This is a genomic window from Pedobacter sp. ISL-64 (assembly GCF_018613605.1).
GTDB lineage: Bacteria > Bacteroidota > Bacteroidia > Sphingobacteriales > Sphingobacteriaceae > Pedobacter.
On record NZ_JAGGPU010000032.1, the window covers coordinates 1 to 12,639 of the forward strand.

A 12,639-nucleotide genomic window follows, 5' to 3' on the forward strand; every position below is an offset into this window, starting at 1 on the left:
TATATACCCTTATGGGCGCACATACCAACGGTCACGGTCGCCGCTGCCACTTTCCCCGACATACATCTGCCATGCATCCGTTTTCTTGATCGCTTCCTCTTTCTTTTCCAAAAGCAGGGCAATCGCTTTGTCAGAACCTTTGACCATTGCCGCCGTTGCAGTAACGGTAGGTTTCATAATCCCATTAATCAACCCTAATACCGATGGAAATATCATCACACAAAAACCGATTACAAACGGACGGAAGAGGGGATAGAAGTCGATATGCTCCGCATTGGCAATATGCCTCCAAACGCGGGAAGCAATGTACCAGACGGCCGCAAAACCTGCAATTCCCTGACCTACACCAATAAGCTGGCTACACAGCGGCATCATCTCATCATACAATTGGTCAAGAACACCGTGAAGTCCCTTCATTTCATCTGCCATTCCCTGGGCATGGCTCATAAAAGGCAATATCAATCCCACCGCCGCCATCAAGGCGGCCTTTTTACACTTTGCCATAACGTTTTATTTAATTGTTTAATCCATACACTTTGCGAATTGTCTCCGCATCATTTTTCTCTTTAGCCCGTTGTACTGCAAGCACCGTTGTATTATTATTAAAGTGGCGCAGGAACTGTATCTTGTCCTGCATATCCGAATAAATACGGTCAATCGCTTGTAAACGCTCATCGTCGCTCATGCGCATCTTACCGGCAGTAACTACCGTCATAAGCTCGTCCAGGTTACGAAGGCTTTCCTTAAAAAGGTTATCATATACCCGTACGAGATACGCCAGTTCCTGTTCATTGAAATTGTTGTCCCGTCTGAACTTATCATATGCGTTCCGGTACTCCTTGACCAGTATGACTTGGTAGTTGATGATGTCTGCCACACGCTTATAATTGCGTACAGTCGGGCTGACCTGCATCAGCCCATCAAGAAAGGCTTTGTGCATGCTAAAATTTCCTTCTGATATATTTTTGATGGTATTATAACCGCCTTCCAATATTTGGTAGCCCTTTTTCATATCGCTGAGGATCTGCTTGAACTGCGCCAGCTTTTCCACATTGAGAAGCAGTTGCGCAATCTCATCAGTCTGCGCTGATGCCTTACTCGTGGGAAGCAAGCCTACGAAGGCAAGACATATAATTATCAGTATCTTTTTCATGGCTATTCGTTTTTAATGCCCTGCAATGCACGGCTGGTTTGTACATCTGAACTTTCTTTTGCCCTTGCTGCTGCCAGCGTTTTGGCGTCGTTACTGAAACTCCGCGAGAAAGTGTACTTGTCCTGCATGTCCAGATAAAGCTTATCAATCCTAGCCATGCGTTCATCGTCCTTCATTTCCAGCTTGCCGTTAGTGGTAACCGCTATAAGCTCATCGAGCGTTTGACCGCAATCATCCAGCAGCCTGCTGAAAACCCTACGGATATAATCCACTTCCTCATTATTGAATGCACTACTACGGGTAATCTGGCCGTAACTGCGGTTATATTCCTTCACGATCCTTAGCTGCATAGCTATAATATCGGCTACCTTGGCGTACTGTTTTATTTCAGGATTTACCGTTTTCAGGGAATTGAAATAGTCACCATGCAAGTCAAATTCTCCTTTGGTAAAACCACCAATTGTAGTAAGTCCTTCTTTGGCGATCTTATATCCTTTTTGAGCGTATCCGATATATACCTGCAAGGCGGCGATCTGCTGCAAGAGGTATTTCTTCTGTGTCTTTTTCTGGCGGAACCATTCCGAAAAGGTCTGCGCCTGCAGACTGCCCGCAGCTGATATAAACAGCAGCATTATTAAGAGTATCTTTTTCATAATCGTTTATTTAAGGAAGCCCGTAAAGCTTTTTCACCACATCCACCTCATGTTTGGTTTTAGCTCTTTGCAGGCTCAGGAGCGTATTCTGGCGGTTAAAGCGTGTCAGGTCATCGTAATTTGTGTCCACCTGGTCGGCTGCATTGTTAATCAGTTCAAGTCTTTTGGCATCGCTCATCTGCGTAGAGAACGACTGCACAATAATCGAGATCTGGTCAATATTCTTCAGGCTTTCTTCGAGAATACCGGAATATACTTTAGCCATGTAGTCCATCTCATCTAATGAAAAATGGCTGTCCTGGCGCAGGAGCTGCCATGACCTGTTGTATTCGTTGACCAGCCTTACCTGCTTTTGGGTAATATCCCTGATTCGCTGGTAGTAAGAAATGATCGCTTTTACTTTCGCCAGTTCTTCGTAATACTTTCGGTACTGCTCCTTCTGCTTTTTCGTCCAGTCGGCGATCTCGTCAAGCTTAAATTTGGATAGCGTATTTTCCAGAGTCTTTTGTGCATTTTGCAGCCAGATGGTTTTGTTCTGTAGCCGTTGGATTTTCAGGTCAATGGCTTTAATGACTTTTTTTACACCCGCCTTGATAATCTCCAGTATGGGGATCTGGGCTTGTGCCTGCTGTGCCGGAAAGACCGTGAAGGAAATGCAAAGGGCAAGCAGCATGATTCTTACATACTTTTTCATAATTCCGTGTTTTAAGTTTTACTTCTCATATCTTCCACCATTGCGGTAATTCCTTTCTGTATATCGCCACCAAACTTTGCGGCGTACTCCATCAGCTTGACTTTTTCGGTTTGCTCTGTGGTGTAGGCCAGATATTCTTCAGGGCTTACTTCGGTACGGTACACTTTGCTTAGCATACCGCCCAGGCTGATGAATACCTCTTTATATTTTCTATTGGGGTCGTTGGATTTATTTACAGAGAGTACCAATGCCTTTTCCTTTTCGGTAAGCCCTAACAGTTCCTGTATCTGGTCAAATTTGTTTTGGTACTTGCTTTGGTCTAGCAGTATTTTGCAGTCGCTGTTATTAATGATGGCCTGCTTTACTACCGGAGAGGAAATAATATCTTCGACTTCCTGCGTTACCACGATAGCTTCACCAAAGAATTTCCTAACTGTCTTGAACAGGTATTTAATGTATTCCGCAAAACCTTCTTTCATTAGTGCTTTCCACGCTTCTTCAATCAGTATCATCTTGCGAAGCCCTTTCATTTTTCGCATTTTATTAATGAAAACCTCCATGATGATAATGGTCACCACCGGAAATAAAATTGGGTGATCCTTAATGTTGTCCAGTTCAAAAACAATGAACCTTTCCTGCAACAGGTTTAGGTTTTCGGTTGCATTGAGTAGGTAGTCAAATTCGCCACCTTGATAGTACGGGCGCAGGACGTATAGAAAATTATCCACGTCGAAATCTTTTTCCTTAACCCGGTCGCCTTCGAGTACTTGTACATATTCATCCCGCAGAAAGGAATAAAAGCTATTGAAGCACGGAAAGATGTCAGGACGCTTTTCCAGATGTTTATAATATCCACTGATAGAATTGGATAGGGCTACATATTCACTTCGCCTGAATGCCTCATCATCTTTTTTCCAGAGGGCTAAAAGCAACGTTTTGATGCTCTCTTTTTTTTCGGTGTCCAGACTATCACCTTCGCCAATAAAAAAGGGGTTGAAGCGGATGGGGTTTTCTTCGCTGTAGGTGAAGTAATAGCCTTTCACCATATCGCAGAGCCCTTTGTAGCTATGCCCGACATCCACCAGCACAATGTTCGTTCCCTGCTCATAATAGCTGCGTACCATGTGATTAGTAAAAAAGGATTTTCCGCTACCGGACGGGCCAAGTATAAACTTGTTCCTGTTGGTGCAAATGCCCATTTTCATAGGCTCGTCGCTAATGTCTACGTGCACTGGCTTTCCGGTCAGGCGGTCGCCCATGCGAATGCCGACGGGGCTTAACGAAGAACGGTATCCTGTTTCCAGGTTGAGAAAGCAGGTCGCCTGTTCCGCGAACGTATCAAACGTATCGTTCATCGGAAAGTCGGCGGCGTTGCCCGGAATACCCGCCCAGAAAATCTGCGGCGCACCAACGGTTTCCTGTTTGGCAACTGCATCCATCTGCGCCAATGCGGAAGATACCATGTTTTTCAGATCTTTCAGTTCTTCTTTGTTATCCGTCCATACCAGAACATTAAAATGTGCCTTGACCGGAAGGCGCTGCTGGCTAATGGCTTCATTCAGAAAGTCATTGGTGGCATCCCTGGCAATCATGTTCTCGCGGCTGTATGCCGATAATGATTGCAATCTTAACCTTTTGCTCTCCAGCTTCTGGATGGTCTTCTGCGCATCTTCAATAAAAATGTACTGGTTGTAGATATGATTGCAGGATAAAAGCTGTCCGAGAGTTGAGGCAAAACCGACACTGAACTTCGTCTTATCAGTAGAATAACGGTCGTAGTTGATACGGCTGCCACATAACGCCGGAAGGTTAACCGCATCGCCTAGGGTATAAAGCTGGCAATGGCGGTCACCCACCTGCAACCCTTCATCAAATCTGATGTCATTCACCAGGAAACTGTCGTTGCGCTCAGAGAGGTAACAATAGCGCTCGATTAGCCCGAGCTTGCGGCTATGGCTTCGCAGCTCATTTTCTTTTAGCCTCTCCAATTTCACAAAACCACTGTCTTCCAGTATCCGTTTGAACTGGCCTGCGCTATCAAGAAAGTCCTGCAAGATGCCTGGCTTTAGGGTTTCTTCCGGCACTATAGACCTGCTAATCAAATTGGAGAATATGGAGCTGGCTGTTTTCCTTCCCACTGGTTTTTTGGTCAGCATGATATAACAGCTATGCGCCAGGTAAGGGCGCTCGTTGAAGAACCGCTCACTGCTCCGGCTAAGAAAACTGGTATCGTCTTTTGTGAAATCGGGCTTATAGGCACTATCTAAAAACCAGTCCTGCTTATGAAAAACACTGAATTTAGGCAACAGCTTCAGGGCTTTTACCCACGCTTGGTGGAAAGCTTCATATTCCTGATCTGAGAGTGTAAAGATCTCAGGCAGTTTTGCTTTAAAGACAATTGTTATGTCTCCCTGTTTGCTCAGGATGCAGTCATGTTCCACATCCATGATCGGTAAAATTTCATTTAACACTTTTTCCATTACTCACATTTTTTACCTTGTTTATTAATCTTATTTTTCTTTTTTCAGGAACACTTTCCTGCTGCTTGATTTGATTACTTTAGGCATCTGCTTCCGGGCAAGTGCTTTCATCAATCCGTACTCTCCATATTTATTGCTCATCCCATAAATGCGGATGACCAGTATTGTCCCTGCGATCAGAATAATACCAATGCAGACAAATGAAGGCAGTCCGACAATGTACATTACTGCGAAGATGATCAGCAGGGCTACGACCCCGCCGCCGAGATACCAGATATACTGCGCTTTCAATCCCTTGAATTCTATGCTCTGGTTAATTCCTTTATTGATTTTATAGACACTGTTTGCCATAATTCTTATTTGAGTTTATAACCGTATCCTGCTTCTTATTCTTTGCTGGTCGAGCTGATCCGCTGCCACCATTTCTTTCAGTGCAGTATGACCATTAGCTATGGCAGCCTTTTCAGGTACCATCTGAATGACTGGTGTAAGTTTTTCGGGAGCGTTTACAACTTCATCACCCTGACCCTGATACTGTTTTAATTGATTTTCCTGAATCTTAATCGCTATCTGCCGTTCCATTCCTGCTAGCTCACTCTTCATGCTTTGCAGTTCTGCTTCCTGTAAAAAGGGCTTAGCGGTGAGCTGTTCGAGTTTGGGTATCTCTGCAATTAGCTCACTTAAGGTGCGGCCATATTTTTCTTTGAGGCTTTCCACACGGTCAATGGCATTCAGAAAATACCGTGCAGCTAGCTTTGGATTATCTGTATTGGGCAGGCCATTGTTGTAAGTGTACTTGATCCCGTCATCCTTATGCTGAGCATAGAAGCTGTTAGAATATCGGTATTCGAACATTCCTTTTTCTTCATAGGTTTCTTTTTGCCTGCGGATGCAGAGGTCAAACCCGTAAAGGCTACCTATTTTTTGCTCTTGTTGCGTTTCAGTAGTGGGCTTCCAGTATTTATAGAGACTGATAAGATGTTTGCCTATGTCCTCGCTCTTGGCGGTCTTAAAGCCGGTCAACTGGATGGGATTCGCTTTGCCACCGTCTTTTTCAAATTGAAGCCTGTTCTTATACAAACTTTCGTCGGCAATTAATTTTTCCAAGGTCTTTGTAGCGGATATCCTGTCATTTTGTAAGCTCTCCAACTGGTACTTATTTCGGGTAGCCTCCCGGAAGTGGGAAACTTTCAGGCTTTCCATTACGGCTACTTTCTTTTCCATCCTGCTTTTTTCCAGCAGTGAAGTATCTCCCGAAAGGATAGCGATGTACTCAGAGAAATTCATTCCGCTTTTTTCGTCAACCGAACCCTCATCAATCGTGCGCACGTTCAACTCACAATTTTTCATTTGGGAAATGAATGCCTGCTTGTTCTTCAGCAGGTTAAACTTGTAATTATCCAATGATTGCTCAACGGCATAGACATAATTCTGCACCTTGTTATCGTAATGTTCCTTAGCAACAGTATTGCCCTGACGGGCACCACGGCCATTGCGCTGTTCCAGTTCTGAGGGTTTCCAAGGAATATCGAGATGGTGCATGGCTACCACACGTTGCTGCACGTTCAGCCCTGTACCTGCTTTTTCAGTGCTGCCTAAAAGGATCCGTACTTCACCTTTATTCATTTTGCGGAACAGTTCAGGCTTTTTCTTATCCGTCCAGTCGTGGATGTAAGTGATCTCAGCGGCCGGGATATTAAAATCCTTTTGCAACTTTTCCTTCAGGGCATCATATAGGTTGAAGATGTCAGGCTTTGGCGTACCGATATCCGAGAATACAATCTGCGTTCCTTTATGGTCATTGCTTTGGTGATAGATCTCCGCAATTTTTCTCGCGCAGGTGTTGACCTTGTTATCAGGATGGTCACTGTATTTCCATTCATCGATAAGCCGCATGTCAGATGTCATTTTCTTAGCATAGTTAGTTGCTATGAGCATGCGGCCTTTGTCCTCTTCACGGGTAAGCCTGCCACGCCCGATAAATTCTCCATTGCCTGTTTTTGCGAACTGCATGAGGTTTTTGATGAATTCTGATTGCTCAGGCGTGGGTCTGATGTTCACCAGAGTTTCATTCAGCTCAGGCTTATCCAGGCTGATATGTTTAGCGGTCTTGTAATCAGTAATCTCGTTATAGAACAAAGCCAGTTCAGGCACCTTAATGAAATGTCGGAAGCGCTCTTTAGCGATAATCTCGTTGGTTACACTAAATTCAAAGTCAGTAGTCTTGCGGGCGAACACCGCTGCCCAGCCGTCAAAATTTTCAATGTGCTGGCGTTCCATTTCCTTCGGCCGCAAGTATTTAAACAGCAAATACATTTCAGTCAGGCTGTTAGAGATTGGCGTACCGGATAAAAAGGTCACGCACAGGTCAGCGTTGAATCTTTCTTGTAGCGTGCGTACTGCAAAAAGCATATTGAGTGCCTTTTGGCTTCCTTCCATATTACCCAATCCTGCCACTCGATTATGCCTTGTGGTAAAAGTCAGGTTCTTGAATTTGTGGGCTTCGTCTACAAATAAATGGTCAACGCCCATCTCCTTGAAGTCGATGCCTGCATCTTTCTTTTCCTCAATATCCTTAAGCACCCCTTTTAATTTGCCTTCCAGATTGTTCTTGCGGATTTCAAGTCCTTTGAGCATCTTTTTTGAAATGTCGCCACCCAGGTCTTTGATGGTTTCGAGGTCACGCTCTACATTATCCAGCTCCGATTGGAATATCTGTTTTTGAATATCTGGCGACTGCGGGATCTTACCAAACTGGTCATGGGTTAGGATGATACAATCCCAATTGTTGTTCTTTATCTCGTGAAATAGCCGCAGCCTTTTAGCCGGTGTAAAATCATTTTCGCCCGGTGCCAGCACCTTCGCATTTGGATAAGCTTTTTTATACGTTTCTGCAATCTGATTAACGTTGGCTTTTAAGGCTAGTATCATCGGCTTGTGCACAATACCAAGGCGTTTCATTTCCTGCGCCGCAACGATCATAGTAAGCGTTTTGCCTAATCCTACTTCGTGATCTACCAATGCCCCCTTGTTTTGAATAATACGCCAGGCGGCATTCTTTTGCGAGCTGTACAGATCTTCAATACCCAATGCCTTTTTATCAAGGCAGGGAAAATTTAAGTGACTACCATCAAATTCCCGAAGGACATAGCAGTTGAATGTATCGTTGTAAAGGTTTTCTACATGTTTTTTGTCAGCGTCCGGCAAATCGTTCAGCCATCCTATAAAGTTACCCCGGATCTGCTCGATCTTCTGATGTGCCAATTGTATCGCCTCATTATCAGGCATTCGTATGGTCTTTCCATCACCAGTAGAAACTTCATAGGTAAAAAAGGGTGTTGTATTCTCTAATGCATGTTCCAGTATGGTATAGCCATAAGTGGTGCGTCCGCTTTTGGGCGTGACTGCAAACTCCCTTGCGACTTTCATGTTCATGCCAGTACTTACCTTGAAGGCATCCAGCGAAGGGAAATAATTGATCTCCGTATGGTGCTCGAAAAGTTCTGATGCAAAGCGTTCATAGTATTGGTTAGGTATCCAGCGTTCGCCAAGGTTGAAGTCCAGTAATTCAAACGGGATACGTTCGGGCTGTACTTTTTGCAGCGCTTCCGAACTGCGCTGAAATTGGGCATTCTCAGGATTCTGGTTGATTAAACGTTCTGCCTGGCTAAGTTTTTCTACAACATTGCCGCTCAGGTATTCGTCTGCTGTCTCCCATGTGCTATTTGCAGGATTTAGGTAGATGTGGTTGCCCAGCGTACTGATTACTTCAAGCTGATCCAGTCCCATTGCAGCTTGCAGGAAATCAAGATCCACTTTTCCCGTATCGTTCAGGCTATGCGTCAATGCCTGTATGGGATCGTCTGTTGCAAAACGCTCTTTGGTTTGCTGCACGGAACGGGTAAGAATGTCTGACTTTACGAAACGTTCGCCATCCCTGTGTTCCAACGAAGAAAGAGTTATGATCCCAAAAGCTGTATCTTCCATAATACGCTTGCGGTTATCGGCATTATTAAGCAGGCCGAATTGCGACGTAAATCGGTCATAACTTTTGTTGAGTTGTTCCCTGTCAGCGTCAACAATGATTTCACCGAAAACTTCCTTTGCGGAAAGTTCCAGGTAAGCATCGCGCAGACTGATGTAGCTTTCATAAAAAACTCTGTTATCTTGTATACCTAGCGGCTGAAATTCAGCTTGTTTGAATTCGGCATCGGGATTTGCTATAGTTCCCGCTTTTCCCATGTTCATTACCAGCGTTCCCTCTTTATAGAAAGGTTTGAGCGCGTCAAAGGAGGCTATACTGTTCTGCTGGAAATTAAACAAGCCTTCAAGTGTCTGATCGCCTTCATATTTAAAAGCATGATCAAACTGTTTGATATAGTTAGAAATGCCAGTAAGTTCATGGACAAGCAAACCTGCGCCCATCCAATTTGCCGATAAATGGTTTACTTCCTTTAAATTGGAATAGAGTTTATATAGGTATCGATTGCTCTTATGTTGCTTTGCCGTAAGCAGAACAATATTTTCATGCGTTGGGTTATCGGTAGTTTTTATCGTACTTATAATACGTGCTGTCTCTTTTTGTACCACTGTTTCATCAAGTGGATTTACATAAGCCATTGCCCTGTTGATGTTTTCCGCAGGAGCGGTATCAAATAAACCAAGCTGTACCGATACATTCTCCGATTTATTTTCTGGAGTTGGTAGGTAGGTCAGCTTAGGTAACACCTTAATAGGAAGATCTTTTTTAACCTCCTGTGCTTTTCGAAATAATTCACTGTTAAAGCGGGCATGAAAGTCAACCTGTAACTGATCCGCAAGCCTCTCGCTGAATAATGCAGCATCCCCGAAGGTCTGCACTGAAATGTTTGCTTGACCATACTGGTTTTTTCCCGGCATTGGAATGCCCATATACAAATAGTTAGTGGCTGCACCATCTATGTAAGTGTTAATGTGAAATTCGCCGTTTGCATTTAATCTTTTGACTGATTGCAGTAGAAGTTCTTCGCCTGCAGTCACTGCTGACTTATCCGTATGTTTCTGTACGATAAGTAAGTGGCTGGAAGCCTCGGTATTGCCTGTTTCCTTCATCAGGTTATCCGGCATTACCGCCAGGCTGATAAAATCTGCTTTACCAAAAAGGTATTCCCTTGCCGTTTTATTGGATGGACTATTTAAAAAAGCATCTGTAGTGATATAGGCCATTAATCCGCCTTCTGCAAGCTTATCCAGCCCTTTGGCAAAAAAGTAATTGTGTATTTTGCCCGAAAGCTCTTTATTAGGATAAGCCTCATCGTACACGGAAAAATTCCCAAATGGAATGTTGCTTACAATAAGGTCATAATCACCATTATCTGTCAAAGGAGCTTCCTCAAAACCTGTAATGTGGGTATCCGTCTTTACAGAAAGTGTATTGGTCAATGTAGATAGGATAAGTCCGCTTAACCTGTCTTTTTCTACCGCCGTTACCTGTTCCAGTTCAGGAAACGCTTTGACTGCCTCGTTAATAAATACACCGGAACCGGCGGATGGCTCATAGATACGTTTAGGCTGTATTCCTTGCTGATTGAGTGTTTCATACAAAGTCTGTGGTACGATTTCAGGCGTATAAAAAGCGGTAAGTACGCTATTTCTCAATGATCCAATGATCTCTTTATACTGGCTGTCGGGATAGTTTTCTTTGAGCAGCTCGTAGAGCTGTATCATATCTCCGTGTAATTTCAGGTCTTCTTTAGTGGCACCATTGGCCTTCCATTCTTCCGGGCTGCCGTTGGGGTACAGTATGGCTTTGATGCCGCCAAAGCCTGAATATTTTTTCAGGCTGGCAGTACCTTCCGCTGATGGCAGATTGCCTTTATGATAAGCCAGTGCGATGCGTATCGCACTAATATTATCATTGAGTTTTTGTAAAACATTATAAGCCATAACCAAACATTTGTTTCTTCACTTTTCTTTACAGCTTTTATAGCAGATACTGGTGTACCTGTCCGATAATGGCATATTTCAAATGCCTGTCCTCTTCGTTTTCCCGGCTAAAGCCAAAATCATTGAATATGTCCTTACACGCTTCGATCAGGTTGATTACCTCATAGGTAAGCACGCCATTTTCTTTCAGCCGCTCATAGTCCAGGTTGAATTCTTCCTCGATGACAGTGTGGATATAGAGATACCTGGAAGGCTTCAGTTCTTCGGTCATGCTATCTAGGCAAATTTCCTCTATGGAGTATAAGGGCCTGTTTTCCGATAGCAGTTGTTCTGCCATTGGCATGATACTGCTAATTTTTTCTCCGAGATATTTAGTGACAGAAAAATCTTCCTGAAGGCTGACCATTAGCTCGGGATTGTTGTGGACGATATACGCCCACAACTTTTCTTTCAGCATACTTTGCATACTCATGAATTTAAACTCCAAAGAAAGATTGAATGACTGTAGCTACAACCACTAAAAAAACACAGCTGCCAAACCATGCGGCGGCTACTTTGCCTGTATCTTGGTCACCAGCATTCCATTTTTGGTATACTTTCACCGCCCCGATCAGGCCGAGCAAAGCTCCAACTGCATACATTAGCTGGGTTCCCGCAGCAAAATAGCTGCGCACTTTTTGATTGGCTTCATTGATGCCGGCAATACCATCCTGAGCGAACACCTCATAATGGATTGCGGTGAGTGCCACGACGGCACATAGTGTAATAAACCTTTTTCGGTTAAACTTTTTCGTTTTCCTGCTGCACATTTCCATAACACACGTTTATTAAAGTTTGAAATCAATTAAAGGAATAAAAAGAAGCGGAGCGGCTTCGCCATCTCATTGCCCGTAATCCTGCTCACAATGCCATACCGCACCGGGACGGATGGGAAAGCACGCTCCGCCTGGGCTGTTACATAGCATCCTTCCACAACATATCCACCTCATCTTCGCTAAGGGTAACAGCGCCATATTTTTCGCACTCCGATACAACCAGTTCATTTACCGATGAGCGGAGCGGTGAGTTTTTTACGGATGGGTATTCTTTGAGTAACAGATGCAGGTATTGTTTGAATTCCTGCGGAATAAGTTTTTTCTGTGAAGCGTCAGCAATCATATTTTTCAGTCGTTCAATCAGATGTTCAACTTCGGCAAAATCATCATCAGTGTTCGTCTCGAAAGAAGTTGTTTTGTTTTGGTAACTTTCGGGAGGATAGGTATCTTCCTCGCCGGAATCGATGGGCAGAGCTGCCCGAAATTTCAGCTTCCGTTTTCCGGAGAGCTGGTCTTTAAGGTCGGCGGAATAGTACCGCGCTCCTACAAAAAAATAATAGATTGTCAGTAATATGGCGACCGCAATGATGTAGTCTGACCATGAAATGTTTGTAAACATACGCTTCTCATTTTTATCATTTTCACAATTCAATCCGGCATTATAGTCGGGTTGCTTACTTCAGTTTTCGATAGCAAAGGAACAGTGATAGAGAAGACGCTACAAGTCCAACTTTTTGTTGGAACCTTTTTGGAACCATTGGAACCTCTATTAATTTGCAGGCTGCATAGGTTTTATTTTTTAAAAAAATAAAAAAGAGGGTGTATCATAAATCATGACCACCCTCTTTTTTGCTGTTTTTATTCGTACCCCCCTCCAGGGGTATTTTCAAATATTCAATTCTCAGAGGTCGAATTTCAT

At 43.8% G+C, this 12,639-nt stretch carries 10 protein-coding genes; all 10 read right to left on the reverse strand.

Annotated features, from left to right (window positions below; all coding sequences use genetic code 11):
- Positions 1-9: 9 nt before the first annotated feature.
- Entirely contained in the window at positions 10-504 is a 495-nt protein-coding gene (locus tag J7E57_RS25880; protein WP_215130448.1) for a hypothetical protein, read from the reverse strand.
- A gap of 10 nt (positions 505-514) precedes the next feature.
- Positions 515-1,153 carry a TerB family tellurite resistance protein gene (locus J7E57_RS25885; protein ID WP_215130446.1) on the reverse strand — a complete coding sequence of 213 codons (639 nt, stop codon included), beginning with the start codon at positions 1,151-1,153 and terminating at the stop codon, positions 515-517.
- Between the two features lie 2 nt (positions 1,154-1,155).
- The gene (locus tag J7E57_RS25890; RefSeq protein WP_215130444.1) at positions 1,156-1,806 is read right to left on the reverse strand and encodes a hypothetical protein; all 651 of its coding nucleotides are present in this window, start codon (positions 1,804-1,806) and stop codon (positions 1,156-1,158) included.
- Between the two features lie 10 nt (positions 1,807-1,816).
- Positions 1,817-2,500 carry a conjugal transfer protein TraI gene (locus J7E57_RS25895; RefSeq protein WP_215130442.1) on the reverse strand — a complete coding sequence of 228 codons (684 nt, stop codon included), beginning with the start codon at positions 2,498-2,500 and terminating at the stop codon, positions 1,817-1,819.
- Between the two features lie 11 nt (positions 2,501-2,511).
- Positions 2,512-4,980 (reverse strand): TraG family conjugative transposon ATPase, encoded by a 2,469-nt coding sequence (locus J7E57_RS25900; RefSeq protein WP_215130441.1) that lies wholly within the window; start codon positions 4,978-4,980, stop codon positions 2,512-2,514.
- 30 nt (positions 4,981-5,010) lie between these two features.
- Complete coding sequence (locus tag J7E57_RS25905; protein ID WP_215130439.1) at positions 5,011-5,331, reverse strand: DUF4133 domain-containing protein; 321 nt, start codon at positions 5,329-5,331, stop codon at positions 5,011-5,013.
- Between the two features lie 15 nt (positions 5,332-5,346).
- Complete coding sequence (locus J7E57_RS25910) at positions 5,347-10,905, reverse strand: helicase-related protein (RefSeq protein ID WP_215130437.1); 5,559 nt, start codon at positions 10,903-10,905, stop codon at positions 5,347-5,349.
- Between the two features lie 37 nt (positions 10,906-10,942).
- Positions 10,943-11,371 carry a hypothetical protein gene (locus J7E57_RS25915; protein ID WP_215130435.1) on the reverse strand — a complete coding sequence of 143 codons (429 nt, stop codon included), beginning with the start codon at positions 11,369-11,371 and terminating at the stop codon, positions 10,943-10,945.
- A 10-nt stretch (positions 11,372-11,381) separates the two neighbouring features.
- Positions 11,382-11,714, reverse strand: coding sequence for a DUF4134 domain-containing protein (locus J7E57_RS25920; protein WP_410522711.1), 333 nt, complete (start codon positions 11,712-11,714; stop codon positions 11,382-11,384).
- Positions 11,715-11,859: 145 nt separating this feature from the next.
- Complete coding sequence (locus J7E57_RS25925) at positions 11,860-12,339, reverse strand: hypothetical protein (RefSeq protein ID WP_215130431.1); 480 nt, start codon at positions 12,337-12,339, stop codon at positions 11,860-11,862.
- Positions 12,340-12,639 lie beyond the last annotated feature (300 nt).

Excerpts from the sequence above, each read along its gene's own strand:
- J7E57_RS25890 (WP_215130444.1), bottom strand. The coding sequence starts at position 1,806 with ATGAAAAAGATACTCTTAATAATGCTGCTGTTTATATCAGCTGCGGGC.
- J7E57_RS25900 (WP_215130441.1), bottom strand. The coding sequence starts at position 4,980 with ATGGAAAAAGTGTTAAATGAAATTTTACCGATCATGGATGTGGAACAT.
- J7E57_RS25925 (WP_215130431.1), bottom strand. The coding sequence starts at position 12,339 with ATGTTTACAAACATTTCATGGTCAGACTACATCATTGCGGTCGCCATA.
- J7E57_RS25880 (WP_215130448.1), bottom strand. The coding sequence starts at position 504 with ATGGCAAAGTGTAAAAAGGCCGCCTTGATGGCGGCGGTGGGATTGATA.
- J7E57_RS25910 (WP_215130437.1), bottom strand. The coding sequence starts at position 10,905 with ATGGCTTATAATGTTTTACAAAAACTCAATGATAATATTAGTGCGATA.
- J7E57_RS25920 (WP_410522711.1), bottom strand. The coding sequence starts at position 11,714 with ATGTGCAGCAGGAAAACGAAAAAGTTTAACCGAAAAAGGTTTATTACA.
- J7E57_RS25905 (WP_215130439.1), bottom strand. The coding sequence starts at position 5,331 with ATGGCAAACAGTGTCTATAAAATCAATAAAGGAATTAACCAGAGCATA.
- J7E57_RS25885 (WP_215130446.1), bottom strand. The coding sequence starts at position 1,153 with ATGAAAAAGATACTGATAATTATATGTCTTGCCTTCGTAGGCTTGCTT.
- J7E57_RS25915 (WP_215130435.1), bottom strand. The coding sequence starts at position 11,371 with ATGCAAAGTATGCTGAAAGAAAAGTTGTGGGCGTATATCGTCCACAAC.
- J7E57_RS25895 (WP_215130442.1), bottom strand. The coding sequence starts at position 2,500 with ATGAAAAAGTATGTAAGAATCATGCTGCTTGCCCTTTGCATTTCCTTC.